Raw genomic sequence first — 26,669 nt, 5'->3', positions numbered from 1 at the left:
CTTATGATCCACATTCGTCCTCCTCCGGCACAGCGGCCTCTGCCTCAGTAAAAATCCTCTGATACTGCTTTGGTGTCAGCCCTATAAATTCTTTGAAAAAATTTGTGAAATGGCTCTGGTCTGAAAATCCCGCCATATCCGCCACCTCCACAGGAGGTATCCCTTCCTCCAAAAACTTCTTCGCCCTGTCCAGCCTTATCGCCTGCAGATACCTGTAGGGTGAGACTCCCGTCTGCTTTGTAAAAGAGCGAAGCAGATATGATTTTCCAAAATCCGTCATGGAGAGCAGATCATCCAGGGTAATATTTTCCGCAAAATGCTCTTCCATGTATTCACACAGTATCCTGATCTGCCTGTTGGGTTTTGAGACATCGGCCTCCTCAAAGGGTGCTGCGTATTCCTGCAGGATCTGGTCCAGCAGGAAAAATAATGCCTCCTCCTTCTCCAGCCGGGGCCTGCATTCCACAATTGCGCTATACAGATCACTTATGGATTTTGTGATGTCACTGTGGAAAACCACATTCTCAGTAAAATACGGCGTGTACTCCCGGCCCGTAATCTCCCTGACTGCATTTTTCATCACATCCACACCGATATTGACTGCCCTGTAATCCAGCAGCTCCCCATTTATCGGGGCACAATAATGATGGTCATGGGGATTGAACAGGATCATATCCCCGGCAGACACATCATACTCACCCTTTTTACACCAGGTGTGCCGCCTCCCGCCTTCGATAAATCCAATGACATAATACTCGTGAAAATGATTCGGAAACTTCTGTACGATCCCGCTCAGATTATAAGCTTCTATTTTCAGGTCCCTGTCATAATAGACATGACGCTGTTCCTGCTGTGTCAGCATAATTTTCTTCTCCTCACTGCCCCTTATGTAGGTGTTTATTTTTAACATCCTATAACATCTTAACACCGGCCCGCAGAAATTTCTTGTAAAATATTACACAAAAAAGGAACCTTCCGGCTCATGATGCCGTGAATGTCCCTTTCAGATGCAAATTATTTTATACCCGCAGGGGCTTTAACTTCCGGAAGAACTGACTTCACCAGCTTTTCAAAATCCTCCCTGCCCCTCTCATCACTTAATGCCCTCTTGGGAATAAGAGTATAATTCATCTTCCCCTGCAGCAGATAATAATATTCCCTGCTCCGTGCATATCCAGTATAAATATCCCACTTCAGTTCTGAAGCTATCCCCTGTGTTTCAAAGAGCAGTCCGTCTTCCCTGAATACAAGCCTGTACCGGCTATGGTATTTGTCCGTAGCCTTATACAGCATGCCTGGCTGAACCACATAGATAAAAACCAATTCCAGGGCCAGCAGAGCCAGGACCACTCCAAGAGCTATATTTATAACTCCAAATCCATAAACAGCTGCCGATATAATAAAAAACACTGCCATCAATGCCATAACAAACAGCTGCATCCTTGTAATGACCTTAGAAATGAAGAGATATTTTCTGCGGCCGTCCACCCATTCTTTCTTTGTATATGTAAATTCAATCTCCATAAATGGTCCTCCTGTTTTTTATTATCATAACACGGACCCTTATTCTTGTCATTTATTATTGCGCTTATTTTTTTCATATCTGAAGATTTCATTACAGGCTGTTCCTGACAGGACCAGAACACAGATCAGATTGGGAATAGCCATCAGTCCATTCATGATGTCAGAAAAGTCCCAAACCACATCGAGAGCGCAGGTGGCGCCCACAAAGGCAGTCAATGCATATACAAACCTGTAGTAAATACAATACTGCGGTTTTTTCACAAGAAATTCAAATGCCTTTTCCCCCTGGTATTCCCAGCCTATGATGGTGGCAAAGGCAAACAGAACGATTCCTATACAGACAAGATAACCTCCCCATTCCCCAAAAGTAGTGGCAAAGGCAGCTATAGTGAGGGCAGAGCCGGTCACAAGCTCCCCGGAAGCGTCGGTGATCCCAATCACGCCTGATGCCGCCAGCGCAAGGCCTGTAACAGAACAGATAACGATAGTATCAAAAAAAACACCTGTCATACTGATATATCCCTGTCTGACAGGATCATCCGTATTGGCCGCCGCCGCACTGATCCCTGCCGCTCCCAGGCCTGCCTCGTTAGAGAAGACACCTCTGGATACTCCCCACCGCAGGGCCTGCTGCATGGAGACAACAATAGTTCCCCCTGCTCCGCCCGCCATTGCTCTTGGTGAGAAGGCCATGGATACAATCTGCCATATGCCTGACGGAAGATTTCCTATATTCATAAAGATCACAGCCACCGCCCCGGCCATATAGAAGACAGCCATACATGGAACCACGATCTGTGTCACCTTTGAGATGGCCTTGATCCCCCCAAGTATAACCAGTATAGACAGTATGGTGACTATGAGTCCCGTAAGGCCCTCTGATACCCCGAAGGTCTCTTTTACCGCCGATGATATGGAATTGGACTGGGTCATATTTCCCATTCCGAAGGAGGCAAATACTGCGAAAAGGGCAAATGCACAGCCCAATGCCTTCCCCGCTTTTTTGTTGGGAAAAGCATTCTGCATGGTATACATGGGACCGCCTGATATCTCCCCATTTGCATTAACCGTCCTGTATTTTACAGAAAGCGTGCTCTCCGCAAACTTTGTAGCCAGGCCTATCAGGGCTGACACCATCATCCATATAAGCGCTCCCGGCCCGCCCAGGACCATGGCTGTAGCCACCCCCACGATATTTCCTGTCCCAATGGTGGCTGCCAGTTCTGTCATAAGCGAAGAAAAGGAAGAGATATCTCCCTTCCCCCCTTCTTTTGCATTCGGGTCTTTAGTTACAACACTTTTAAGCGCATACCCCAGATTTCTGAGGGGCAGAAAACGCATCTTTACGGTGAGGTAGATTCCTGTTCCCAGCATAAACAGGAGCAGGAAGGGTCCCCAAACAATATTATCAATATTTCTCAAAATTTCAGCTGCTCTGTCCATCCGACACGTCCAGTATATTTTTAACTAAATATATACGGAGACGCGGCCTGTTATGCGAGAATTCGTTACAACTTAATCTTCCTCAGCAAGAATTCTTTTCAGATCCTCTTTTGCACTGCTAATCGGCCTTATATTATAATTTTCAACCAGATAGCCCAGAACGTTCTCTGAAAGGAATGCAGGCAGGCTTGGCCCCAGGTAGATATTCCTGATTCCCAGGTGAAGGAGTGTCAGCAGGATGCAGACTGCCTTCTGTTCATACCAGGACAGCACCATGGTCAGGGGCAGGTCATTAACCTGGCACCCGAAAGCTTCCGCCAGTGCAGCAGCCACTTTTACAGCTCCGTAGGCATCGTTGCACTGCCCCATGTCCATCAGCCTGGGAAGTCCGCCCGCCTCTCCCAGGTCCAGGTCATTGAATCTGTATTTTCCGCAGGCCAGCGTCAGGATCACTGTATCGTCCGGAGCCTGCTTCACAAAATCTGTATAATAATTGCGCCCTGTCTTTGCCCCATCGCAGCCTCCTACCAGGAAGAAGTGGCGGATTGCCTTATTATTCACTGCCTCAATTAACTTATCTGCTGCCGAGAGGATCGCATTGTGGCCAAATCCTGTAACTGTCTTCTTCCCGCCGTTGATACCTGTAAACTCAGTTCTTTCACTATATCCTCCAAGTTCCAGGGCGCGCTCTATTACCGGGGTAAAATCTTTCCTGCCGCCCACTGCATGGATGTGCTTCAGGCCCGGATAAGCCACCGCGGCTGTTGTGAACACCCGGTCAGCATATGAATCCATTGGAGGCATCAGGCAGTTTGTAGTAAAGAGCACTGCCCCGGGAAGATTTTGGAACTCCTTCTGCTGGTTCTGCCACGCTGTTCCAAAATTACCTCTGAGGTGGCTGTATGCCTTCAGTTTAGGGTATGCATGAGCAGGCAGCATCTCTCCATGTGTATATATATTGATTCCTTTCCCTTCCGTCTGTCTGAGCAGCTCTTCTAAATCCTTCAGGTCATGGCCTGTTACAACGATAAACGGCCCTTTATCTACCGCAAATGTAACTTCCGTAGGCGCCGGAATACCGTAAGTTTCCGTATTCGCCCTGTCAAGCATAGCCATACATTTTAAGTTCACCTCACCTGTCTCCATCACCACCGGCAGCAGATATTCCATATCTCCCTCCTGCCCCACTGCAAAAAGAGCTTTATAGAAGAACTGATTCACTTCTTCATCCTCATATCCCAGCGCCATGGCATGATATGCATAGGCAGCCATCCCCCTGATTCCGAAGAGGATCAGAGATTTCAGGGATCTTATATCCTCATTGTCCCCCCAGAGGCTTTCCATATCAAAGTTCTCATTCCTGCTGCACGGTGAACCGCATCCGGAACATTTTGGTATGAGTTTCTCCTTTTCTTCTTCTGCTCTTCTTATCAGCTCCCTGATTGAATCATTGTCAAAATTGACATTTGTCAGTGTGGCAAAAAGCCCTTCAATGATAATCTCTGTTGTGCTTTTTGTCACTTCATTTCCATCAGACGCCCGGGCTATGCCTATCAGAACGCCTGTCAGCTCATCCTGCAGTCTGGCTGTATCCTGCCCTTTTCCGCACACTCCCCTGCTGCCTGAACATCCGGTGCATCCGGCCGTCTGCTCACACTGAAAACAAAACATTTTTTCCATTTTATTATCCTCCTGTTTGATCATTAATCTGTTAACTGTTCTTTCAGTATCTCTCCATCCACAGATATAGTAACCACCCGCCATGGTATAGATTTTCCGCTGTTCTTCACCGCTGCTGCACCAGCCCTCTCCAATCCGCCGCAGCATGGCACTTCCATCCTGACTACAGTCATATCTTTTATATCATTATTCTTAATGATTTCAGTCAGCTTCTTGGCATAATCTTCCCCGTCCAGTTTCGGACAGCCCACAAGAGTGATCCTGCCTTTCATAAAGCGTTCATGAAAATCTCCATAAGCATAGGCCGTACAGTCAGCCGCCACCAGAAGCTCTGCCTCATCAAAGAATCCGGCTCTGGCAGGCACCAGCTTTATCTGCACCGGCCATTGGGAAAGCCGGCTTTCCCTGCATTCGTTGTCATGTATACCGGGTGTCACCGGACATCCGCAGGGCAGTTTTTGATAAGCAGGAGCCTCCCTCTCTTCAAATGAAATGGCATCCTCAGGGCATGAAGGCAGGCAGTCCCCCAGCCCGTCACAAAAGTGTTCTCTCACAAGCCTGGCTTTTCCATCGATAATCTCTATAGCGCCTTCATGACACGCCGACACACAAAGCCCGCAGCCATTGCATTTCTCTTCGTCTATTTTAATGATTTTTCTCAGCATAGCTTTCCTCCTTCATCTGATGAGACAAGGATACTATTTTTCTTTTAAAAAGTATGTTGGAAAAACAACATTTTTAAATATAAGTCAAAAAACGGAGCCGGAAACAATAAGTTCCCGGCTCCTTCCTCTCATCCATTATAAATCCCTTCCAATAAACAGTCAGGCTGTCATATGTCTTTCCGTTAATTTCATCCTGTCCATTTTTAAACTCATCATGTTTAGTATTTTGAAATCTACCGGCTCGTGTTATCATCTCTTTTATTCAAGATAAACTGCTCCAAATTTGTTTTATGATTATACTTTATAGAAGCCTCTTTATCCTTGTTAATGATAACATCATTCATATCAATCCCGTTTAATGCTGCAATAGCTACAGCATAATGTATCACATCAGCTAATTCATTCCCCAATTGTGCCTGCAAATCTTCCCTGCCAGTTGATTTTCTTCCAGCCTTTTTATTTAGTACCTCTGCCACCTCACCTATTTCTTCTACCAGCTTCATAAATAAGCTCTGGTCGATTCCGCCACTGCTATAATGGTCAAATAAATATTCCTGCAGTTCTTCTATTGTAACTTTCATTACACAATTCCTCCGTCAAATTACGATTGCTAATACTTATTTTTAATAACACTTAAAATCTATTATATTGTGTTACAAATAATTCTGCAATGTCTTGATTTTACTAAGGTTTGGATTGGATAAAGTTACTGTTCACTCCGTGAACAGTAACTGGATAAACTCTATTAATAATTTGATATATTAAATTAGTCTATATGATACCAATGCTCATTATCATCCACGCTTGTTATAGCAGGGCTAATTTTGAATGAAGTCTTATCATCATTAAATTCAATAGTATATGTTTCATATTTATCTTGGTACATTTTGATCTTGATTTTATTTTTTCCTGCAGGCTTCCAATCGTATGTGCCCATCGACATATCCATCCAACTATATCCTGTCTCTAGCCGATACTCCATTTTACCATCCTCAATATCTAATACTTTGATAATTGAATCCTCTGTATCGTACCATTCTTTTACAAGTGCTTTCTTTAAATTTGCCTTATTCACTGCATTTACAATAAAGAATATAATCACTATACCTACAACGGCTGCAATTCCAATGTAAACTTGTTTTGGCAACTTTTTACTAAGTGGGGGCTTTTGTGAGATCTCTTGTTCAGTTACATTTTGAGACGCATATACAACCGCCTGTTCATCACTTGAATTATCAATATCTTTCTTTATTACTGCACCACATTTAGGGCAAGTAACACTTCCATCTGGAATAGCTTCGCCACATTCTAAACAAAACATAATTTATCCCCCTTATCAATCATAATCTAATAATGATACTGAACAAGATTTTATCTTGTAATCATTCGGCACTGATAATCTAAATGAACCAAGTCTCATCTGTTTGACCTGCAGAATACAGATAAAAATCCATATCTATATATCTGAAATTCTTGGTATCTTTATCAATAATCTTCATACCGTTTCGGACAGCGACATTTTGAGCGGCTATATTTGTGTCCCTGACAATAGAATATACGTTACTTGCATTAAGAACTTTGAATGCGTATTCTTTACAAGCAATCGCTGCTTCTGTTGCATAACCTTTGTGCCAATACGCTTTTTGAAACAAATATCCTATTTCTAATACTTCTTTATCTCTCCAGCCTTGAAACGTCAAACCACATTGGCCTATCATTTCATTTGTTTCTTTTAAAACAACAGCCCAAAGTCCAAAACCGTACTCTGCATATCTTTTAAAATGTCTGTTAAGCCAATTCTGTACTTCTTCTAAGCTGAATGCGCTTTCATAAGCAGCACACATTACTTCCTCATCACACAATATTTTGCACAATGTATCAAAATCCGACTGCTCCATTTCTCTAATGAGAAGGCGTTCGGTTTCTATCAACCCATTTCTATTTTCTGAAATTCTCACTGCCATTGGCATACCTCCACATTTTCCAATTAAACAAAATCGCAGCCTGATGGCCTGTTTCAAATACGGATTTGTCCCAGCCACCGCCTATGAAAAGAATACCATTTTTATACTGTCTCTACAAGCAGTTTTATCAATCAAGAGGTTATCCTTTTTCAGATTAATTTGTAACTATTCAGCAAGTCTGTGCATTTACCGTAGTGAGTATTTCTGAACATTCACGACCGACTTTAGAATTGACACATCCCGGCCACAGTATTAGACTATTACTATACTTCCGTCGAGTCTGCACCCCAAATTGTCAGGCTCCACCGAAAATAATGTGGATGAGAACATCCCGAAATGATTAGGAAAATAATTCATGAATACAATTAAAGATTTTGAGATTTACAGTGAAGTGATAAAATCAAGCCCTCTTTTTACAGGAATCGCTCCTGAAGACATTTCTGCCATGCTGACATGCCTGAGGGCCAGCCGCTCTTCTTATTTCAAAGGGGAATATATCCTTTCCGCAGGCAGTCCTGCCAGAGATGTGGGGCTTGTGCTCCAGGGGGATATCCATATTATAAAGGAAGATTTCTGGGGAAACCGCTCGATAATCGCAAATATCGGGCCCGGTGAACTATTTGGAGAGGCTTTTGCCTGTGCCGGGGCGACTTCTCTTCCTGTCAATGCAGTAGCTGCCCAGGATTGTACAGTCATGTTTATCGACTACAGAAAAGTTATCACTACCTGCTCCTCCGCGTGTACTTTTCACACAGGGCTTATTCAAAACATGCTGAAAATCCTTGCCATGAAAAATAAAATGCTTATGGAAAAGCTGGGGCATATGACTAAGCGCAGCACAAGAGAAAAACTTCTCTCATATCTGTCAGAACAGGCAGTAAAGGCAGAAAACAGCCATTTTACCATACCCTTTGACCGTCAGGAGCTGGCCGACTATCTCTGCGTAGAAAGAAGCGCCATGTCCGCAGAGCTGTCCAAGCTTAAAAAGGATGGGATACTCGATTACCGGAAAAATAATTTTATCTTGAAAGCAGATAAAACTCCCACCTCAATAGGTGGTGAATAAGAACTTGTGTGACTATTCACGGCCCCGGTAAAAGCGCAGTGCCGCAAATAGTCACACAAGTTCTTCTTAGTTAAAACAAAAAGGCACCCAAAGTGATCTGCAATATGCAAAACACACCCCTGGTGCCTTTATGTATGATTAATATACATTCTCCGTAACTGTTCAGTACCTTCACAGTTACCATTCTTCCTACAATTCAAATCCTATCCTCTTCCTGAACTTTGTCCAGACATGCCCCTGAAAATATTCATAAGCCCTGTCATAGATGAAAACTACCGCCTGTCCGCCCACTGCAGCTATGAGAAGGAAGGTATTGCTCATCTCTCCTGCAAACAGCAGCTTTGGAAACAGCAGCAACATAGGAAGGTATATGATATTAAAAACAATATACTTAATGATCCAGAACAGTACACGCTTGTTCATTTTTGTGTGCAGCCGGCCCAGATGGCGCCAGCAAAATTCTATTGCCACCACATAAAGGCCCATGGCCCCAAAAGTGATGCAATAGAGCTTATTAGGCGCCAGTATCACGCCCAGCAGAATAGCCCCCAGGTAAAACCCAAATCCCAGGCCCATACCGCATTCCCGTATAATAATACCTATAAGGAAAGACGCCAGTCCCAGCAGAAATAGTGTATTAAATTCTATTATGCCGCTGAGTACGATCGCCAATACACAGAGCGCCAGCGCCAGTCCTGAAAAAGCCAGTTTTTTCGCATTTACATGCATGGACAAAGATCTCCTCCCATACATTCACAGCATGAATCCGCAATCCACAAGTCACAGCAGCAATTTCCTGTAGAATATGCCGGGCGTCCCGCTCCGCCTCCATATGGATTAGTCTGGTAGCGCTGGCCATTCCACTGAAGCTGGTTGAGGAAATTAGAATACTCAGGATTGTTCGGTTCCATATTGACTGCCTGCCTTGCATGTTCAAGAGCAGCAGCATTGTTGCCAAGTCCGCTGTTAGCCACCGCACTGCAGTAATACCATCTGGCATCTCTATTGCTCATTCTATTGAGCACATTTAATGCATCCTGGTAATGCCTACTGTTGATAAAGTTATAGACAGCCGTCATCTCTGAGGAACTTGATCCTCCAGATGAACTGCTTCCCGAATATCCGCTGCTGCTGCCCGAACCGTAGCCTGATGAGCTGTAGCCCTTTGAACGTTCGTCCATGATCTGGTTGTATGCTTCCTGCACTTCTTTAAATTTCTCTTCTGCCAGATCTGCCAGTGGATTATTTGCATAAGAGTCCGGATGATATTTCCGGCTCAATTCTCTATATGCCTTCTTAACCTCATCATCTGAGGCATTCGGTGAAATTCCTAATATTTCATATGGGTTGCTGACCATTATTCTGTTCCTTTCCTTCGTTTAATTCCTTCTGTATTTTATTATACTTCGTCCACACACCTGCATACAGGATATTCCGTAATATCTCTTCGTCCTGAATACACGGAAGCTTTTCAAATTCACTGCTGCACTCTGCCATCATCATCAGCAGCAGTTCGCGGCAGTGTTCTTCATAATCTTTTTCTCCATACAAAGGCTTTAACGGGTTATAGTTCTTCTTCTTGATATCTTTTTCAAGATCATCATAGGCATCCAGCAGATAGATGAATTTTCCCAGGAAAAACCCCATCCTGCGCAGGACAGGCTCCCACGTATCTTCTTTATATACAAGCAGTTCTCCCATTAAATCCCCGAAACAGCCTGATACTTTGTCAATATCTGTTACACCCTGCTTTTCGCACTCTGACAAACGTCTCAGACAATCTTGTATTATACCACACTTTTTCTTATATGTGTGAATTATTTTCCCCACATTTTTATTAAGCAGCTTCATCCCTGCCAGGCCCGGTATGCTCTTCTCATCCTTCCAGTCATCCAGAAGATGGTAATAGGAAAGCACCATATTCATAGCGGCGCAGTAGTCCGTCATCTCATTCTGCAGCATAGGTATCTTTTTGACAGGATGCACCTTGCAGTGATGAAGGCTCTGCGTTGTCCCGCACTCATACAGGGAAGTGAGAAGGATGATAACAAACGTCATATCATAAGTCAGCGTCATCTGTCCTGAAAAACCATACTCTTCTTTGAGTGTCCTGCACAGCCCGCAGTAATATGCCTTATACTTATAAAATTCCTTAAATTTTAATTCCGGTTTATAGATCGTCAAATATCCAAACATATACTCTCCGTTTTCTGCCGTTTTTACGCTGTATCCCGGCATATTGAAGCGATTGACTCACATGCTTGCGGCTATTATACTACAACCGCTTTCAAAAAACCATAAATAATTCTTAAATAAACCCTTATTTAATTATTTATACTTTCCTCTAAACCCTCTGCAGCTCCCTTGCCGGGGAAATACACAACTGCCGATTAGCCGGAAATATTATACACCTTCGTGCATCCCATACATTATTGTGCGAAGCGCGCCCATCCGCAAGGATTAAATTATGGGTTTGCCCCACAAAAACACCAGCTAGGGATTAGCTGCTTACCCCGCTGGTGTCCGAGTTCTTTATCAAAATTCTCCAAATATGTTTTTAAAAATATCATTACCATACTTCTCATATAATTTAGCAGTCATCTCATAGCAAAAATCATCGTCTCTTTGAGAGATAACTATAATATTCATGGCTTTTTCCTCTAAGGCAAGTGTATAGACTACACGAATCCCAATCCCTCTATACTTGATCTAAAAAAATCCGGTCAGATTATTGTTTCCCTTATGCCCAAGAGGTTTACCATACCCATCAGGGCTCGGCAGCGGCGCTTCTGATACCTTAATAATACCTGCTTTCGCACACTGTTCTCAATCTTCCTATAATCCTTTTTGGCCTCATCTGTAATCCGTATTTTCCATGCCATTATTCAAATTCCACACTTTCAGCAAGTTCTTTTAACTCATCCAAAGAGTATCCTTCTTCAGCGACAAAAGATTCAAAAGAAGTTGTATTTGTATTATCCCTGCTCTTGGCAAGTTTCAGTAGATTCATATTTTCCACTGTTTCAAGCAGTTTTTCCAGTTTGGCGGCTTTCTCCTGAGTTTCTTTATACTCCTTAAGAGATATCAGCACAGCCGTTGGCTGATTATTTCTTAAAACAATGTACTCGTTATTGTTCTCCTCAACATCTGTAAAAATCTTCCCGGCCTTGCCCTTGCTGAAATCAGATATGGGCACAAGTTTTTCTGTGAACTCAGCTAATGTCATATTCATATCTCCCTTCTATTATTTAATAGTATATACCATACCATTATTATATGCAATATTTTCATTAAAATTTAACTGATTTTGTTTTATATTACAAAACTACAGTGATTTAAAATCGCAGTCTTTTTTGCGAAAAGCGAACTAATTTAGCTCGAATTAGACATGTGGTGTCCTCCTTTACCCAGACATCATTACTAAATACATCCTCTAAATACAAATTATTTATACTACCCTACAAGGTGTTTCTCTTTATTTCGGACCATTCATCAGCCGTCCCTTTTCTTATCACTCTCCATTTACGATCAGCACCTTTTTACCCCGGAAGGCAAATCCATATTTAAGGATTTTTTCCCTGTGGATTCCTTTTGCCTCCAAAGAGGCGGCATAATCTCTCTCTTCAATCTGGTGCAGCGCTGACCGGGCTGTATCATCCAAATCCTTTTCTTTCCTGTCCTGCACCTTAAATTCCAAAATCATTGCCGTCTTATTTAAGCCCCGAGGCTCCAGCATAACGTCATAGCGGCCAAAACCGCTTTCCCGGTTAGAGGTAATCACATAGCGGTTTTCCAATTCAACCATAAGCCCCAGAACAAATCCGTGATAGAAACGTTCCGGCTCACTGTCTTCAGATGGCTGGCTGCCGCTGTCAAAGGAACTAAAAGTGGCAAGGGCTACACGGTTCATATAAATATTCATAGCCTCCACATCATTTTTCAGCAAGGCCTGAATGAAGCCATTATAATTGGAGGCACTCAAAGAAAACCAGTCTCTTACCATATTCCGGAACATTAACGTAACTTCAAAATTCGTAATTCCTAATATATATTCCTGTTTCCAATATCCATACAAAGAATCCTGTTCTTTTGTGCCGCATACCTTTAAGTAGCCGCTGGCAAGCAGCAGGCTCCATATTGCTTTCTCGTCAAAATCCAACTGGTTGTAAACAATCTGCTCGTCGATTTCTGCCGTAATCGTCCCCCCGGTTAATAACTGTTCAAAGGATTCCTTTATCTGTCCGGTTCCCTTCTGGAGCTGACTGCTGATCAGCCTGTTACTGCTGGTATTCGCCCAGTATGGACCTACTTTATGGCTTTTCAGATAATTAATAATAGACCACGGATTATATATCTCCTCCTTATTTCCAAATCTGAAGCCATCATACCATCGTCTTACTTCTTCTTTGCTTTTATATAATCCATACTCCTGCAATGCCTCATCCACTTCTGCTTGTGTAAATCCAAAGACATCTGCATATTGATTTGATGTTGTCGTTACCACCATCAGATTATTTAAATCTGAAAAAATAGATTCTTTACTAACTCTTGTAATTCCTGTCATAATGGCACGTTCCAAATACGGATTATCCTTAAAAGTTGCATTAAACAGGCTTCTGGTAAATGATACCAGTTGGTTCCAGTATCCTCCGATGTAAGCTTCCTGCATGGGCGTATCATATTCATCTAAAAGAATAATGACTTTCTTACCATAATATCGGTAAAGATAATCCGATAACCGATGTATTGCTAAAGAAGCCTCATACTCCTCCATATCAGCCGATACACTTAAAAAATACTCTTTTTCTTTTGCATTCAGAACACTCTCTTTGAGCAGAAAATCGTATTTATTATATAAGAGCTGAATCAATATACATATTTTCTTCTTCACTTCGCTGTAGGAAGTCTCCTTAATACTGGAAAAACTCAGCGCAATCACCGGGTATGTTCCCTGAAGCTTCCGGTATTTTTCTTCCTTCCAGATATTCATTCCATGAAAGATGTCTATCCCTGCATAATTTACTGAGAAAAACTGCTCCACCATACTGAGAGTCAGTGTTTTTCCAAAACGGCGGGGACGCATGATCAGTGTAACATCATCTTTTTCTTAACACCACATACCGCAGGAGGCACAATAATTTCCTCTGGCACCTTTACTGAAAACCTGCTACAATAAATACATCAACAAAAGCCCCCCGCGGCAGCCGCCAAATGCACATGCAGGCATGTTCACCTGGCTCGCTGCCCGCGGGAATAAAGTTTCCGGGAGGCAGTCCATGTATTATTTTATTGTTAACCCAAAATCCAGTTCAGGCAAAGGCCGTGAAATATGGGACACTCTGGAGCACAGGCTGACATCCGTTAAATGTGATTACCGGGTTCTGTTTACCAGGGAAAAAGGCCATGCGACCAGGCTGGCCAAGTATATCTCCACAGAGAAATCCCCCTGTGTACTGGTAGCCGTAGGCGGTGACGGAACAGCTAATGAAGTCATCTACGGCATTGAAGATTATTCAAAAGTTGTCTTTGCCTACATACCCACAGGATCAAGCAATGATCTGGCAAGGGGGCTGAATCTGGAAAAAGATCCTGCCAAAGCATTAGAAGCGATACTTCATCCTTCCTCTTATCACAGTCTGCGCATCGGTGTAAGCACTTCAGAAGGAGAACGGAGAAATTTTGCAGTCAGCTCAGGTATCGGATATGATGCTGCCATCTGTCACGAAGCCCTGAACTCACCAATCAAGGATTTCCTGAATAAGCTGAAGCTGGGCAAGCTCACCTATACAGGGATCGCACTCAGACAGCTGCTTCTGCTGAAGGCCTCACCTATGGATATCATACTTGACGGTGAGAAAAAACTTCATTATCCGAAGGTCTACTTCACAGCCGCCATGAACCTGAAGTATGAGGGCGGAGGATTCATGTTCTGTCCTGAGGCAGATTCATCAGATGAATGGCTGGATATTATCGTTGTAGAAAAAATGAGCAAACTGAAAGTCCTCATGGCGCTTCCTACAGCATATTACGGCAAACATACACATTTTAAGGGGATACATATATTCCGCTGCCGCAGGATGTCCGTCCGGACCGACAGATCTCTCGCCGTACATACAGACGGGGAATCATTTGGCTGCCGGGATTCACTTGATATTTCATTAGAAGCAATCCCATTAAAAGTCATAACAGGCTGACATAACTTAAGGGGCCGTTGCACACGCAGCAGCCCCTTATCCTGTCAGTTAAAACCAAAAAACTTTCTTGTTACCTTGTAAGCGGCAACAGATACCTGCCGTCCGCTCTTGCCGGGCAGATTCATGGCACGCCCAAGAAGACCTGTCCGAAGCTTCAGATAGAGCGGATAGTCGCTTTGCCTCAGATACTGCCACAGCTCCTGTTTTTTCTCAAAATTCTCGTCTGTCCCTGAACGCAGGGCCATGATCGAAGATACTGTCATAATGATATCAAGATAATTCAGCATATATTTCTTCAGCTTTTTATTAGTTATCTTCTGCCCTGCCATAAAATCAATCATGATCTTGTTGACTCTGATCTGCTGGTCCAGCCTGCGGATCATTACTTCTTCATTTACCGACTGGTCTTCACGCCCTATAAAATAATGATAGAAATTAACATCCATATAATACATTTTCTTTACCCAGGGAAGGGGCTGGAAAATAAACAGGTTGTCCACGTAGAAGGTATGCTTCGGCAGTACCAGGCCGCACTCCCTGAGCAGATTTGTCCTGTAAATTACAGAATGCATCAGGATATACTGTCCCTTTCTCAGTTTATGGACCTCATCCCAGGTAAAGATCTGCTTCTGCGGGAATGAAGAGCGGTAACGCATTACTTTTTTATGCCTTACGCCAACCTTATCATAGATGAAATTGCTGATAAGCATATCAACAGTATCAGGTCCTCCCACCAGCTCCTTAAGATTTGCCAGTATCTCAGTAAATGCGTGTACATCCACCCAGTCATCGCTGTCCACTACTTTAAAATATAATCCTGTAGCGTTTTTGATCCCTGTATTTACAGCTTCCCCATGCCCTCCATTCTCCTGATGGATGGCCTTTACGATCCCTGGATATTCTCTTGCATATTCGTCCGCAATGTCAGCGGTATTATCTTTTGACCCATCGTCTATCACCAGTATTTCTACATCTTCTCCTCCCGGTAAGAGGGATTCGATGCACTTTCTCATATAAGCTTCTGAATTATAGCACGGTATTGCCACTGATAAAATCTTCATTTTCTTTCCTGCCTTTTACTGATTCATATTTTTCCTGCCCCAGCTTGATCTGCAAATAATCTGTATATGCTCCAAAAGCCGCCGGTATAGGAAATTCCCTTTCTGTCCTTTGGGGTTCTACAAAGATGAGGCCGTCTTCCGGCTGTTTTTCCAGCTCCTCTATCCAGACTGCGTAACCAATCATCTGCCATTCCACATGGCTGAAAATATGTTTGGAATCCGACAGCCTCTTTACCCGGATCGGTGACATTCCCTGTTCTTTTACAAACTGCACCACCTCATCCATACCCAGATGTCCCTCCGTATTAGGAAGTTCATATAGCCCGGGCAAAAGCCCTTTTTTCGGCCGCTTCCTTATAGCCGCCTTCTCACCGTCTTTTAAGACAAAAACCGTCCTCTGCTCTATCCTTCTCGGTTTTTTTGCCGCCTTTTGGGGAAGTTCTGTCACGATCCCCTTCTCTCTTGCCAGACACATGTCCTTTAGCGGGCACTCTCCGCATTTTGCGGCTCCGTTTGGCACACAGATGATGGCTCCCAGTTCCATAAGAGCCTGAGTAAACTTCCCTGCATTATCCGGAGGGATAATTTCCATTATCTGTTCCTCCAGCTTCCTGCGCATAGAAGGCTTCATTATGTCCTCATAATCTGCCGTTACCCTTGAAAGCACACGCAGCACATTTCCATCCACAGCCGGTACGGGTATCCCGTATGCAATAGAGGCCACAGCCCCGGCCGTGTACGGGCCGATTCCCGGAAGCTTCAAAAGCTTTTCATAGTCTGAGGGCATCCTGCCGCCGTATTCCTCTGCCACGATCCTGGCTGCCTTCTGCATATTCCTTACACGGTTATAATATCCAAGCCCTTCCCAGAGCTTCAGGAGCCTGTCCTCCTCACATGATGCCAGAGCCTCTATATCAGGCAGCGCATCCATAAATCTTGTATAAAACGGCTTGACTGCTTCCACTCTGGTCTGCTGCAGCATAATTTCCGACACCCATACGCTGTATGCATCAGGTTCCTCCCTCCAGGGCAAAATACGTCTGCAAGTATCATACCACTTTAGCAGTGGTTCCACAATTCCTTTTAGCATTTTTCTACTCTCACCTGTCTGTCTATTTCAATGCTGTCCTCTGTAACTATGCAGTCATATGCCAGAATATGCACCCCGGCCTCCGCCGCCTGCTTCAGCGCTTCGCCAAATTCCGGATGTGTCCTGTAATTAGGTTCAAAACTGCTTACGCCTTTCATCTGTATTACAAAAAGAACATACGCCTCATATCCTTCCTTTATGGCTTCCATAAGTTCATGGATATGCTTTATCCCCCTCAGTGTGGGGGCATCCGGAAATCTGGCCACACCCTCTTCCTCCAGAGTGACCCCCTTTACCTCCATAAAAATCCTTCTGCCGCCTGCCTCTATATAAAAATCGAACCTGGAACTGCCGTACTTTGTCTCCGGCCGCACCAGGGTGAGGTCTAAAAATAACTCTTTCTTCAGCAGCCATTCCTCCACAGCCTTATTAGGGACCTGGGAATCCATATTGATCAGCAGACGTCCTTTTTTGACCCCTATCAGATCATATTTCGTCTTTCTGGCCGGATTGCTGCATTCCTCTATAAATACAGAAGCACCGGGCGTCAGCAGTTCCCTGCAGCGCCCCGTGTTCTTAACATGGCATATCTCCCTGTGTCCGTCCAGCATCACATGTGCGATAAACCTGTTCGGACGTTCCAGAAAGACTGCCTCTTTTATATTGTTATACTTCATTATTATCCCCTGTTTTATAAAATGTTGGGGTCAAAGTCATACAATTGCATGCAAGCATGCATTGTATGACCTTTTGACCCTGGCATCATAATATCCTAACGGTAAAAACATATGATCGGAAAGCCATCATAGATCAGATTATATATCTGACTGGCGGCATCATAGGGGAGATTGATGCATCCGTGCGATCCATCATAGGTATAGATACTTCCGCCAAAGCTTCCTCTCCATGTAGCGTCATGCATACCCACACCGCCGTTAAAAGGCATCCAGAATGTGACTGGCGTCTGATAAGAGTCACCAGGCTTGTCACTTTTCAGAACATCAGGTGACTTCTTATAATACAGCGTATAAGTCCCCTCCGGAGTGGCCTTGTCCCCAGACCGGATATCACCTGATACAAAATCTGATTCCACGGCGACTTCTCCGCCAATATACATCCAAATATGCTGTTTCGTCAAGTCTATTTCTATATAATCCCATCCCAGGTCACTGTTCTCCCAGCTGAGCGCAGTCTGTGCAAACGCCGCATACCTCTCTGTCTGTGCCCCGCTCTGTATGAGAGCCGTGAGCTCCTGAACCTCCATTTCCTGGTCTATCATCCATCCATAGCTTCCGCCGCTGACTGTCACATAAGAACCATCATTCGTCTTAAATTCCCTTGGTTTGTCATATGTGTCATATTTTTCCGCAAGCCCCTGGACAAAAATGGGGATCTGTTCTTCATCCAGCGTGACATTGCCTTTATCATCATAGCTGACCCAGCTGTTAATCGTTGCCCCGTCCAGAACTTCTCTGTTCTCTCCAAAGACATATTCTATCCTTGTATGGCAGTATTTATTCAGCTTAGTCACCAGCCTGTTCAGGGACTTATCACCTGATGTAACGGCAGGCTTTAAGTAACATTCTTTCTTTTCCAGTGAAATACCGTCTTCACTCTTTGTGACAGCCTCTCCTATGACTTGTTTGACTTTGTCAGTATCCAGCTTTGCCCCCTGCTCTTCCGGCACAATGACATACTCTGAATCTTTTGTGTCAAATTCCATATAGGCATCACTGGGCTCTTCCATGTTCTCAGGCTGCAGACATTCCAGATTCTCTACCGCCTGGTTAAATGCTTCTTCTTCATATGCCGTGCTGGATTCAAATGTATAATTAAAATCATCCCAGAAGCTGAACGGCCATTTATACAGGTTCTGGCTCTCCTTAAAGCCTTCCACCTCGCCCTTTGATACATAGTGATACCCAATCTGGTCAGAGGTGAGAGTCTCTTTCTTTCCTCCTCTTGATTCCACCTGGATCTTATATTTCTTCACTCCGGCAGCAATCTGGTTTTCTATGTCCTCAGGCAGTGCATAAGAAGCATCTATGCCGTTAATAGTTGTATTGGGAAGGAACTTGTCCTGAAAATAATAGATACCCGCCCCGTAAGCGCCGCCTGCTGCCAGAAGCAGCACGATAAACACAATTCCCACTGCCAGCTTCCACCGTTTTTTCTTCCTGACAGGCACATCATCCCCTGAAACAAATTCAAGCTCCGCCTCAGGCAGTTTTTCACCTCCAGGCTTCTGCTCCTTTAAATCTTCTGCAGACTTTTCAGGCTGCTCTTCAGACTGCTTCTCATCTGAGTTCCGTATCTGCACCTCAGCCTGTTCCTTATCTAAGTTTTCCGGCCTCTCTTCAGACTGCTCACCATCTGAGTTCTCCGGCCTCTCTTCAGGCTGCACGCTATCTAAGTTTTCCGGTCTCTCTTCAGACTGCTCACTATCTGAATTCTCCGGCTTCCCTTCAGCCTGCTCTCTGTCTGAGTTCTCCGGTTTCCCTTCCGGGCTTTCCTGCTCCCTATCTGTCCCGGCTGCTTTAGAATCTCCGGCATCCTGGCTGCCCTCCGCCTCATTCACACCTCCGGGCGCATGATTTTCATTATCAATTCGTTCATTTTCCGCTGCATCCGGGGATGCGGGACCCACAGCTGCCTCATCCTCTTTGCCAACCTTATCTTCTAACTTATCGTTCATTCCATAACCTCATATGCTTTGCCATTTATAGTTTAACCTGATTTTACCATCTCCTGTAAAAATGAAAAAGCACCTTTCGAAATTATTAAGATTTTCTATGAGAAATATAAGCTCCGGATGGAGTAATATCTTCGTAACTATTCAGCAGGTCTGTGCTTTTCTATAGCATCTGCATTCTCACCTGAATCTATACCGGCCATCCTGATTGAAAAATTCAAAGCAGTCCATGAATAGTAACAATTTAAATCATGTCATTTCATCTCATAAAAGTCTTTAAACAGATTATATTTAACAAGGCTTGTCCCGTCAACCAAATATAGGAATATATGAACATATTTTACATCTTTTTTACATTTCATACACGTATGCGCCATTATTCATTACGGCCCGCGCCATGACAAGTAAATATGTTTCACCGGCGTCCCGCATAATTCGCCGGTGAAACACCTCTGTCTTTTTTCTATGTTGTCAGAAATGTGGAGTATCCATTCTTTCTGAGAACAGATTCCATCCTTATGGCGTTATCCAGTTTTTCAAAAGCGCCTACCTGTACCTTGTAATATCCGTCCTCATTGATGATATAGGCCGGAAAGCCCTGCTGCTGAAGCTGGTAGAGCTGCTCCTGGGCATTCTCCCTGCGTCTGAATACCCCTGTCTGCACTCTGTAGTAGGGAACTTCCTCATCTCCCCGGTAATCCTCCATTCCCCATTCGGCGCTGTCATCATCTGTATTTGCCTCTTCGTCCCTGTCAGCGCTCTCTGACTGCGCATCCGTGCCCCTGATCGTCTCCAGCACTCCATCTGCTATCGCCTGGGCTATCTCATCGAAATGTTCATCAAAGATCCTGTTATCCTCGTCAGAGTTAATAAATCCCACCTCTACTAATACTGCCGGCATTTTGGTCCTGCGCAGCACTACAAGGCCGGGACGCTCAGAAATCCCAAGATTGGCAAACCCCGCTCTTTCCAGTTCCTTATTAATATTTTCAGCCATCTCTGCCTTTATGCCGGAATCATCATACACCAGCGTCTCCACGCCTGAGTATTGGTTGGGCAGCGGACTTGAGTTGCGGTGTATAGATACTAAAAAATCCGCGCCCGCCTGATTAGCCTCTGTTGCCTTTTGGAACGGAGTCTCATAAATATCGTCTGTCCTTGTGAAAACCACGTCCACACCGTTATCCTCCAGTATCCTCCCTACTGCCAACGCCAGGCGGAGAGTATCGTCCTTTTCCTGCCTTCCCTGATAGACAGCCCCGGGATCACTTCCGCCGTGACCTGCATCCACTACAATCCTTGTCATAATAATCCTCAAAATTACTTCTTTATAACCAGCATATGCGGGAACCTTCCAGGTTGACACATTACTGTTCACTCCGTGAACAGTAATACGCTGATGCCTCCTTTGCCGAAAATATCAAGGATTGCAGTGGCAAAAAATGCCGTACTATGCTATAATAAAAGAACGAAAAAGTGCGAATAAAGGAGATTGAAACATGAAAACCTCAGCCCTGAAAAGTGATATAAAACGGCTCGTCTTTATTGTAGCCGCATCTCTTATTATGGCAGTCAACATCAACACGTTCGTCCATGCGGGAGGCCTCTATCCCGGCGGATTTAACGGGCTGACACTCCTGCTCCAGAAGATTGGAAAAGAATTCCTGAACATTTCTCTTCCGTTCTCTGTCATCAACTATACTTTAAATGCATTTGTCATCGTCCTTGCATTTAAGGTCATTGGAAAAAAGTTTACCTTTTATACCACACTGATGATCGTCCTGACCGGTATTTTTACGGACCTCATCCCCTCCATTGTGGTCACCTCCGATGTCCTGCTGATAGCCGTATTCGGCGGTATCATCAATGGTTTCGCCATGAGCCTCTGTCTGATAGGCGCGGCCTGTGCAGGAGGCACGGATATCCTGGTCATCTTTTTTTCAGAAAAGCACGGGATCGACACATGGAATTACATGCTCCTTGGAAATGTTGCCATGCTTCTTGTAGCCGGCGTACTCTTTGGATGGGATAAAGCACTGTATTCTATCATTTTCCAGTACACCTCCACCCAGATAGTGCAGATGCTCCATCAGAGGTATAAGAAGCACACACTGTTCATCATCACTGACCACCCGAATGAGGTCTACCACATAATTGCAGACAATACTAATCACGGCGCCACTATTTTCACAGGGACAGGCTGCTATGAACAGGAAAAGAGAAAGATGGTCTACTCAGTAGTCTCCAGCGATGAAGTCAAGACTATAGTAAATAAAGTCCGTCAGGAGGATAAACATGCATTTATCAACTCCATCAGGACCGACCAGATAACAGGACGCTTCTACCAGCGTCCAAACGACTGATTTAATTATTGTGCTAGGATGAGAACCGGTACCCAACCCCCACTTCCGTCAGGATGAACCTGGGGTGCGCCGGTTCTTTTTCTATCTTCCTTCTCAGGCCCGCCATGAAAACTCTCAGATTTCCTGACTCCACGCCCTCCGTGCTTCCCCATATTTCATCCATGATATAGTGATGTGTGAGCACCTTTCCCCTGTTTGCGATCAAAAGGTTCAGTATCCTGAATTCAATAGGCGTAAGATGTATCTCCTCTTCGTCTATGAAAACCTTCCTTTTTTCATTATCCACACTTAAATAATCACATGTGAATACATCCTCTTTCATCTGACTGCCGGGCACCTGTATATGCTTGCGCATGGCAACTCTTATGCGCGCCATCAGTTCCCCCATATAGAAGGGCTTAGTCACGTAATCATCTGCCCCCATATCCAGCGCCCTGATCTTTTCCTGCTCCTCCTGTCTGGCAGACACGACTATTATGGGAATCTGGGATTTCTCCCGTACCCGCTCTATCACCTCTATCCCGTCCCCGTCAGGCAGGCCCAGATCAAGTATTATCAGATCCGGCTGGTTGGCATAAAACAGACTGACTGCCTCCTCCACCGATTTGGCGGCATAATACCTGTAATTCTCCTTTTTCAGGCTCATAGATATAAAATTTATGATATATTTGTCATCCTCAACTATGAGGATCGTCCTCTTATCTTCCATCAATCAAACCTTCTCCGCTTTTATCCAAAATATAAATCTGGCTCCGCCCTCAAGCCTGTTTTCCGCCCATATCTCACCTCCGTGGGCAGTGACCACAGCCCTGCTGATGGCAAGCCCAAGTCCAATACCTCTGACCTGGTCAGATCCTCCTTCTGAGCTTGTAGTAAATTCATCAAAAAGATGTCCCATCATATCATCTGATATACCGTCCCCGTCATCCTCCACCTGCACATAAGCCCTGCCGTTCCGCCAGGACACAGAGAGGGATATCCTCCCCCCTTCCTGTGTATGCTTCATGGCATTATCCAGCAGGTTTATAATGACCTGTACAAGCATTTTTCCATCCGCCTCAGCCAGGAGTATCTCTTCAGGCATGGTCAGCGTGAATTTCCTGTGCTCCTGGAGTCCTGCTACATGGCGCACTGCCTCATAAACAATATCCTCTATCACTTCCTGCTCTTTGGTGATCTCGAATTTGCCGCTCTCGATCTTAGTCATATTCAGGATATTTTCCATCATTTTCATGAGCCATGCCGCCTGCTCATCAATATCCCCTGCCAGCTGCCGGATACTGTCCATATCCTGTCCGTCAGACTCCAGAATGAGGCCGCAGTCCCCGATGATCCCTGTCAGCGGCGTCCTGAAATCATGGGATATGCTGCGCAGCATACTGCCCTTCATATGCTCCCGCTCCATATCCAGCTTAATTTTTTCCTGTTCAGAATAAATAAGCTCTCTGTCGAGAGCGATTCCGATCTGATTTGCCGCCGTCTTGATGAGAAGCTCCTGCTCTGTCGTCAGGCCCTGGTTATGATTATATATTTTCAGGACACCAATCTGTTTTGTCAGCCCAATGATCGGCACCATCATGTAATCCTTTGACGTATATTTCCCGTTAGACCCGTCCACCACAGTCTCATCCTGCAGCTCCACCGCACTCTCATACTTTGTGTGCTCATAGATATAGCGGATACCCAGCTGGATGATATTATCCTTGCCTGTTACATTGATAAAGCTTTCTGACATCTCATACAAAAGCCTGGCAGTCTGCTCATTCTTCTGAGCTATTTCCAGCTGTTTGCGGAACCGGACTGTCAGGCTTGATGAGATAACAGACGCTGTCAGGAAAAAGAAGATCAGGACTATATCATTCGTATTTGTGATGGCAAAGGTATGCAGGGGAACAGTAAAAAAATAATTAAAGATCATGACACTGATAACAGACACAACTATACCGTACTGGTATCCCCCTGTACAAGTGGTTGTAAGCAGTACTCCTACCATAAATACCATCAGCGTATTTTCTTTTCCTATACCAAAATTACTCAGCCAGATGGAGAATACAGTTGTCGCAGTCATAATGACAAGAAGGCGCGCTATATAGACCACCTGTGGGTGCCGGATAAGCTTTTTCATCTCTCTGCTCCTTTTTTAACTTTCCCCTATCATAACACGTCATCGCATATTTGCCAATATTCTGTCAATATCTTCCTTCTTCCCGATAACCATAAGATGCTCTTTATCACGCAGGATATAGTCAGCATGGGGCATAAGCTCAAGATTTCCATCTCTCTTGATCCCCAGGATGCTCACATGGAATTTAGCCCGGATATCTACCTGCCTTATGCTTTTTCCCAGCCAGCTGTGCATGGGAGGGATCTCGAAAATAGAATATCCCTTTGTCAGCTCTATATAGTCAAATACATGGTCGGCGCTATGGCGCACAGCCAGCTTCTCTGCAATATCCCTGTCAGGATAGATCACCTCATCCGCTCCGTTTCTTAAAAGAAATTTGGCGTGTATATCCCTGCTGGCTTTGCTGATGACATACTTGCCGCCCATCTCCTTTACCATGCTGGTAATCTCCAGGCTGCTCTGGAAATTCGAACCTATACATACAAAACACAAGTCAAAATTCCCGATCCCAAGGCTTCTGAGCACTTCTTCATTTGTACAGTCGCCTACTTTTGCGGCTGTGGAATATGCCAGAAGGTCCTCCACCTTTTCCTGGCATTTGTCTATTATCATCACTTCATTGCCCAGCTTATAAAAGTCCTTGCACAGATGATGGCCAAATCTCCCCATGCCTATTATAAGTATTGTCTTCATATTTAATCTCCTCTCTTTGTCAGCCAATTGTTATACGCTCTACAGGCTGTGAAACAGGTGTTATTATTTTATTGCTCCTGAAGGAGAGTGCAAATGAAAGGCTCCCTATCCTACCGCAGTACATCAGGAAAATGATGATACACCTGGATACAGCTGTCAGCTCCCTTGTGATCCCGGTGGACATCCCAACCGTGCCTATGGCGGAAAATACCTCAAATGCTGTATCTGTCAGGCTTATGGGCTGGATCGCGGTTATCGCCACTACCGCAGCTATTGCCAGGAACAGGTTCGTACAGAATACTGCGCTTGCCTTTTTTATCGTCTCTGCCTCCAGGCTTCTTTTAAATATGTTGCAGCTGTTCTCCTTTTTTACATTTGCTTTCAGATACATGAGAAGCACCACCATTGTGGTGGTCTTTACACCTCCGGCTGTAGAACCGGGGCTGCCTCCTATGAACATCAGTATGATCGTCAGCATTTTACTGCTCTCCTGCAGAGCTGCCGTATCAATCGTGTTAAAACCTGCTGTCCTGGCCGTTACAGAGCTGAACAGGGAGCTTAAGACCTTTCCGTGCACACTCATGCCATCCATCAGATGACTGTTCTCAAATAATAAAAACAGGGCGGCCCCGCCAAAAATAAGAACACCTGTCGCGCTGAGCACGATCTTTGTATGTAGCCTGTATTTCCTGATTTTCCATTTATTAGTATAAATATCGTCCCAGACCAGGAATCCGATTCCGCCTACGACGATCAGAGCCATGATAGTTATATTGATCACCCAGTCATCCGCATATCCAGTAAATGAGACATACGGCGCCCCCTCTCCCATCAGGTCAAACCCTGCATTGCAGAAAGCCGAAATGGAGTGGAAGATACCATAATAGATCCCTCTGCCCCATCCAAACCGGGGTATGAACCTGGTACATAGAAGTACAGCCCCTGTGACCTCAAAGACAGCCGTTCCTATGACTATCCTCTTCACCAGCCTCACAATACCGCCTATCTGAAGAGTATTGACACTCTCCTGGAGGATCCCCCTGGTGCGCAGCCCGATCTTTCTGCGCAGGAGGATTGAGAAAAACACTCCCACTGTCATAAATCCCAGACCGCCTATCTGGATCATGACAATGATCACGATCTGCCCAAAAAGTGTCCAAGTCTGAAATGTATCCCCCACTACCAGCCCTGTCACGCAGGAAGCTGACGTAGCTGTAAACAGCGCATTCAGAAAGCCTGCTGACTGCCCGCTCCTGCTGGCTGCCGGCAATGTAAGAAGCAGTGTCCCGGTTATTATGATCAAAAAGAACCCTATAGCTATCATCTGGGTCTGGGTCAGTTTCTTATAGAACATCTTCATGCCAAAGACTCCCTTCTGCCCAGAAGTCCCAGGATATATTCTCCCATATCTTCCCTTTTCTCAATGATCTTTATCCCGGAATTCTTAAAAAGCTTCCTGTTCTCTTTTAAAGAACAGATACCAAAAGCTCCCTGGAGATTATACAGCTTCTTCCCTATATTGCATAAAAGAAGATTATCCAGATCTGAATCTGATACAGCCACAATATATCTGATGTCCTCCCACTCTTTTCTGAAGAGAACCTCGTCTGAGAATACAGCACTCAGCTTCGATTCCCGCGCACACCTGCAGATTTCTTCAGCCTCCCTTGTGCTTCCGAAAACAAGCATCTCATATCTGTCTTCTGCCCTGCCACCCGCCTTCTTTTTTTCAGCCGGAGCAGCCTCCTCCTTTATAAATCCATCCTCCCTCAGCCACTTATCTATCCCTGACATGATATACATGCCTCCGAACAAAACAATAAGTGCTCCTGCTATCACTAATAATACCTGCAGCATAATATCCACCGCCTTTCTCTCTTCCTGTCTCTATTATAAAAAAACAGGCGTTAAGGCCGTGCTAATATTGATCTTTTACGCATTAGGAAACCATAAAGATTCCGCCCTCTGTATAAAGATTCTGTTAAGAACAAAGGCCCAACTGTTACCAAAAGTGCGCTCTGTGCATCCATCCGGCAAAAAACCTGGCTCCGCAGGGCATTTCCCCCAAGAGCCAGGTTTTTCTTATCTTTTATTTTCTATTTTGTTTGA

At 44.6% G+C, this 26,669-nt stretch carries 25 protein-coding genes and 1 pseudogene; 3 read left to right on the top strand and 23 right to left on the bottom strand.

All coding sequences use genetic code 11. The annotated features are described in order from the left end of the window. Position 1 precedes the first annotated feature (1 nt). The 8 genes from NSB28_RS04820 to NSB28_RS04785 all read right to left on the bottom strand — a co-directional run bounded on the left by NSB28_RS04820 (position 2) and on the right by NSB28_RS04785 (position 7,276). Positions 2-862, bottom strand: coding sequence for an AraC family transcriptional regulator (locus NSB28_RS04820; protein ID WP_109625433.1), 861 nt, complete (start codon positions 860-862; stop codon positions 2-4). Positions 863-1,014: 152 nt separating this feature from the next. After that, the gene (locus NSB28_RS04815) at positions 1,015-1,524 is read right to left on the bottom strand and encodes a YcxB family protein (protein ID WP_109625432.1); all 510 of its coding nucleotides are present in this window, start codon (positions 1,522-1,524) and stop codon (positions 1,015-1,017) included. A 48-nt stretch (positions 1,525-1,572) separates the two neighbouring features. Continuing rightward, positions 1,573-2,967: an alanine/glycine:cation symporter family protein gene (locus tag NSB28_RS04810; protein ID WP_109625431.1), complete on the bottom strand. Its 1,395-nt coding sequence runs from the start codon at positions 2,965-2,967 to the stop codon at positions 1,573-1,575. A 72-nt stretch (positions 2,968-3,039) separates the two neighbouring features. Next, positions 3,040-4,638, bottom strand: coding sequence for a hydroxylamine reductase (gene hcp, locus NSB28_RS04805; protein WP_392391499.1), 1,599 nt, complete (start codon positions 4,636-4,638; stop codon positions 3,040-3,042). 32 nt (positions 4,639-4,670) lie between these two features. After that, entirely contained in the window at positions 4,671-5,312 is a 642-nt protein-coding gene (locus NSB28_RS04800) for an ATP-binding protein (protein WP_109625429.1), read from the bottom strand. A gap of 233 nt (positions 5,313-5,545) precedes the next feature. Then, entirely contained in the window at positions 5,546-5,893 is a 348-nt protein-coding gene (locus tag NSB28_RS04795) for a MazG nucleotide pyrophosphohydrolase domain-containing protein (protein WP_109625428.1), read from the bottom strand. Positions 5,894-6,078: 185 nt separating this feature from the next. Continuing rightward, positions 6,079-6,633, bottom strand: a complete 555-nt coding sequence (locus NSB28_RS04790; protein ID WP_109625427.1) for a zinc ribbon domain-containing protein — start codon at positions 6,631-6,633, stop codon at positions 6,079-6,081. Between the two features lie 79 nt (positions 6,634-6,712). After that, a complete protein-coding gene (locus tag NSB28_RS04785) occupies positions 6,713-7,276 on the bottom strand; it encodes a GNAT family N-acetyltransferase (protein ID WP_109625426.1) in 564 nt (187 codons plus the stop codon). 355 nt (positions 7,277-7,631) lie between these two features. Between NSB28_RS04785 and NSB28_RS04780 the strand changes: the two genes are divergently transcribed. Then, positions 7,632-8,342, top strand: coding sequence for a Crp/Fnr family transcriptional regulator (locus NSB28_RS04780; RefSeq protein WP_109625425.1), 711 nt, complete (start codon positions 7,632-7,634; stop codon positions 8,340-8,342). A 189-nt stretch (positions 8,343-8,531) separates the two neighbouring features. Here the strand turns inward: NSB28_RS04780 and NSB28_RS04775 are convergent, their stop codons facing one another. From NSB28_RS04775 to NSB28_RS04755, 5 genes and pseudogenes are all read right to left on the bottom strand, one after another. Continuing rightward, the gene (locus tag NSB28_RS04775) at positions 8,532-9,071 is read right to left on the bottom strand and encodes a hypothetical protein (RefSeq protein WP_109625424.1); all 540 of its coding nucleotides are present in this window, start codon (positions 9,069-9,071) and stop codon (positions 8,532-8,534) included. Then, positions 9,062-9,700: a J domain-containing protein gene (locus tag NSB28_RS04770; RefSeq protein ID WP_109625423.1), complete on the bottom strand. Its 639-nt coding sequence runs from the start codon at positions 9,698-9,700 to the stop codon at positions 9,062-9,064. The genes NSB28_RS04775 and NSB28_RS04770 overlap by 10 nt, the downstream gene beginning before the upstream one ends. Beyond that, positions 9,681-10,538: a DUF5685 family protein gene (locus tag NSB28_RS04765; RefSeq protein WP_109625691.1), complete on the bottom strand. Its 858-nt coding sequence runs from the start codon at positions 10,536-10,538 to the stop codon at positions 9,681-9,683. The genes NSB28_RS04770 and NSB28_RS04765 overlap by 20 nt, the downstream gene beginning before the upstream one ends. Before the next feature lie 685 nt (positions 10,539-11,223). Next, entirely contained in the window at positions 11,224-11,568 is a 345-nt protein-coding gene (locus NSB28_RS04760; RefSeq protein WP_257497686.1) for a type II toxin-antitoxin system Phd/YefM family antitoxin, read from the bottom strand. Positions 11,569-11,853: 285 nt separating this feature from the next. After that, positions 11,854-13,443 (bottom strand): annotated as a pseudogene (locus NSB28_RS04755) (AAA family ATPase); the annotation flags it as partial. Positions 13,444-13,618: 175 nt separating this feature from the next. On the opposite strand from NSB28_RS04755, the gene NSB28_RS04750 reads away from it, so the two are divergent. Then, the gene (locus NSB28_RS04750; protein WP_109625420.1) at positions 13,619-14,536 is read left to right on the top strand and encodes a diacylglycerol/lipid kinase family protein; all 918 of its coding nucleotides are present in this window, start codon (positions 13,619-13,621) and stop codon (positions 14,534-14,536) included. A gap of 44 nt (positions 14,537-14,580) precedes the next feature. Here NSB28_RS04750 and NSB28_RS04745 read toward each other — a convergent pair whose 3' ends face one another. From NSB28_RS04745 to NSB28_RS04725, 5 genes are all read right to left on the bottom strand, one after another. Then, positions 14,581-15,597, bottom strand: coding sequence for a glycosyltransferase family 2 protein (locus NSB28_RS04745; protein WP_109625419.1), 1,017 nt, complete (start codon positions 15,595-15,597; stop codon positions 14,581-14,583). Beyond that, entirely contained in the window at positions 15,563-16,687 is a 1,125-nt protein-coding gene (gene mutY / locus NSB28_RS04740) for an A/G-specific adenine glycosylase (RefSeq protein WP_109625418.1), read from the bottom strand. Before mutY ends, NSB28_RS04745 begins: the two co-directional genes overlap by 35 nt. Continuing rightward, positions 16,681-17,364 carry a DNA/RNA nuclease SfsA gene (gene sfsA / locus NSB28_RS04735; RefSeq protein WP_109625417.1) on the bottom strand — a complete coding sequence of 228 codons (684 nt, stop codon included), beginning with the start codon at positions 17,362-17,364 and terminating at the stop codon, positions 16,681-16,683. Before sfsA ends, mutY begins: the two co-directional genes overlap by 7 nt. A gap of 95 nt (positions 17,365-17,459) precedes the next feature. Then, positions 17,460-19,382 (bottom strand): L,D-transpeptidase family protein, encoded by a 1,923-nt coding sequence (locus tag NSB28_RS04730; protein WP_109625416.1) that lies wholly within the window; start codon positions 19,380-19,382, stop codon positions 17,460-17,462. Between the two features lie 460 nt (positions 19,383-19,842). Then, complete coding sequence (locus NSB28_RS04725; RefSeq protein WP_109625690.1) at positions 19,843-20,685, bottom strand: N-acetylmuramoyl-L-alanine amidase; 843 nt, start codon at positions 20,683-20,685, stop codon at positions 19,843-19,845. Positions 20,686-20,878: 193 nt separating this feature from the next. Between NSB28_RS04725 and NSB28_RS04720 the strand changes: the two genes are divergently transcribed. Continuing rightward, positions 20,879-21,742 (top strand): YitT family protein, encoded by an 864-nt coding sequence (locus tag NSB28_RS04720; RefSeq protein WP_109625415.1) that lies wholly within the window; start codon positions 20,879-20,881, stop codon positions 21,740-21,742. A 13-nt stretch (positions 21,743-21,755) separates the two neighbouring features. Here the strand turns inward: NSB28_RS04720 and NSB28_RS04715 are convergent, their stop codons facing one another. The 5 genes from NSB28_RS04715 to NSB28_RS04695 are packed head-to-tail and all read right to left on the bottom strand — an operon-like array spanning position 21,756 to position 26,417. Next, positions 21,756-22,451 carry a response regulator gene (locus NSB28_RS04715; protein ID WP_109625414.1) on the bottom strand — a complete coding sequence of 232 codons (696 nt, stop codon included), beginning with the start codon at positions 22,449-22,451 and terminating at the stop codon, positions 21,756-21,758. Between the two features lie 3 nt (positions 22,452-22,454). Further along, the gene (locus NSB28_RS04710; protein WP_109625413.1) at positions 22,455-23,867 is read right to left on the bottom strand and encodes an ATP-binding protein; all 1,413 of its coding nucleotides are present in this window, start codon (positions 23,865-23,867) and stop codon (positions 22,455-22,457) included. Positions 23,868-23,906: 39 nt separating this feature from the next. Next, a complete protein-coding gene (locus tag NSB28_RS04705) occupies positions 23,907-24,560 on the bottom strand; it encodes a potassium channel family protein (protein WP_109625412.1) in 654 nt (217 codons plus the stop codon). Positions 24,561-24,579: 19 nt separating this feature from the next. Next, entirely contained in the window at positions 24,580-25,920 is a 1,341-nt protein-coding gene (locus NSB28_RS04700) for a TrkH family potassium uptake protein (RefSeq protein WP_109625411.1), read from the bottom strand. Next, positions 25,917-26,417: a hypothetical protein gene (locus NSB28_RS04695; RefSeq protein ID WP_109625410.1), complete on the bottom strand. Its 501-nt coding sequence runs from the start codon at positions 26,415-26,417 to the stop codon at positions 25,917-25,919. The genes NSB28_RS04700 and NSB28_RS04695 overlap by 4 nt, the downstream gene beginning before the upstream one ends. Between the last annotated feature and the right edge of the window lie 252 nt (positions 26,418-26,669).

The sequence above is a fragment of the Murimonas intestini genome (assembly GCF_024622195.1).
In the GTDB taxonomy this organism is placed as follows: Bacteria; Bacillota; Clostridia; order Lachnospirales; family Lachnospiraceae; genus Murimonas; species Murimonas intestini.
This window is presented reverse-complemented; position numbering and strand designations above follow the sequence as displayed.

Excerpts from the sequence above, each read along its gene's own strand:
- NSB28_RS04820 (WP_109625433.1), bottom strand. The coding sequence starts at position 862 with ATGCTGACACAGCAGGAACAGCGTCATGTCTATTATGACAGGGACCTG.
- NSB28_RS04815 (WP_109625432.1), bottom strand. The coding sequence starts at position 1,524 with ATGGAGATTGAATTTACATATACAAAGAAAGAATGGGTGGACGGCCGC.
- NSB28_RS04810 (WP_109625431.1), bottom strand. The coding sequence starts at position 2,967 with ATGGACAGAGCAGCTGAAATTTTGAGAAATATTGATAATATTGTTTGG.
- hcp (WP_392391499.1), bottom strand. The coding sequence starts at position 4,638 with ATGTTTTGTTTTCAGTGTGAGCAGACGGCCGGATGCACCGGATGTTCA.
- NSB28_RS04800 (WP_109625429.1), bottom strand. The coding sequence starts at position 5,312 with ATGCTGAGAAAAATCATTAAAATAGACGAAGAGAAATGCAATGGCTGC.
- NSB28_RS04795 (WP_109625428.1), bottom strand. The coding sequence starts at position 5,893 with ATGAAAGTTACAATAGAAGAACTGCAGGAATATTTATTTGACCATTAT.
- NSB28_RS04790 (WP_109625427.1), bottom strand. The coding sequence starts at position 6,633 with ATGTTTTGTTTAGAATGTGGCGAAGCTATTCCAGATGGAAGTGTTACT.
- NSB28_RS04785 (WP_109625426.1), bottom strand. The coding sequence starts at position 7,276 with ATGGCAGTGAGAATTTCAGAAAATAGAAATGGGTTGATAGAAACCGAA.
- NSB28_RS04780 (WP_109625425.1), top strand. The coding sequence starts at position 7,632 with ATGAATACAATTAAAGATTTTGAGATTTACAGTGAAGTGATAAAATCA.
- NSB28_RS04775 (WP_109625424.1), bottom strand. The coding sequence starts at position 9,071 with ATGCATGTAAATGCGAAAAAACTGGCTTTTTCAGGACTGGCGCTGGCG.
- NSB28_RS04770 (WP_109625423.1), bottom strand. The coding sequence starts at position 9,700 with ATGGTCAGCAACCCATATGAAATATTAGGAATTTCACCGAATGCCTCA.
- NSB28_RS04765 (WP_109625691.1), bottom strand. The coding sequence starts at position 10,538 with ATGTTTGGATATTTGACGATCTATAAACCGGAATTAAAATTTAAGGAA.
- NSB28_RS04760 (WP_257497686.1), bottom strand. The coding sequence starts at position 11,568 with ATGACATTAGCTGAGTTCACAGAAAAACTTGTGCCCATATCTGATTTC.
- NSB28_RS04750 (WP_109625420.1), top strand. The coding sequence starts at position 13,619 with ATGTATTATTTTATTGTTAACCCAAAATCCAGTTCAGGCAAAGGCCGT.
- NSB28_RS04745 (WP_109625419.1), bottom strand. The coding sequence starts at position 15,597 with ATGAAGATTTTATCAGTGGCAATACCGTGCTATAATTCAGAAGCTTAT.
- mutY (WP_109625418.1), bottom strand. The coding sequence starts at position 16,687 with ATGCTAAAAGGAATTGTGGAACCACTGCTAAAGTGGTATGATACTTGC.
- sfsA (WP_109625417.1), bottom strand. The coding sequence starts at position 17,364 with ATGAAGTATAACAATATAAAAGAGGCAGTCTTTCTGGAACGTCCGAAC.
- NSB28_RS04730 (WP_109625416.1), bottom strand. The coding sequence starts at position 19,382 with ATGAACGATAAGTTAGAAGATAAGGTTGGCAAAGAGGATGAGGCAGCT.
- NSB28_RS04725 (WP_109625690.1), bottom strand. The coding sequence starts at position 20,685 with ATGACAAGGATTGTAGTGGATGCAGGTCACGGCGGAAGTGATCCCGGG.
- NSB28_RS04720 (WP_109625415.1), top strand. The coding sequence starts at position 20,879 with ATGAAAACCTCAGCCCTGAAAAGTGATATAAAACGGCTCGTCTTTATT.
- NSB28_RS04715 (WP_109625414.1), bottom strand. The coding sequence starts at position 22,451 with ATGGAAGATAAGAGGACGATCCTCATAGTTGAGGATGACAAATATATC.
- NSB28_RS04710 (WP_109625413.1), bottom strand. The coding sequence starts at position 23,867 with ATGAAAAAGCTTATCCGGCACCCACAGGTGGTCTATATAGCGCGCCTT.
- NSB28_RS04705 (WP_109625412.1), bottom strand. The coding sequence starts at position 24,560 with ATGAAGACAATACTTATAATAGGCATGGGGAGATTTGGCCATCATCTG.
- NSB28_RS04700 (WP_109625411.1), bottom strand. The coding sequence starts at position 25,920 with ATGAAGATGTTCTATAAGAAACTGACCCAGACCCAGATGATAGCTATA.
- NSB28_RS04695 (WP_109625410.1), bottom strand. The coding sequence starts at position 26,417 with ATGCTGCAGGTATTATTAGTGATAGCAGGAGCACTTATTGTTTTGTTC.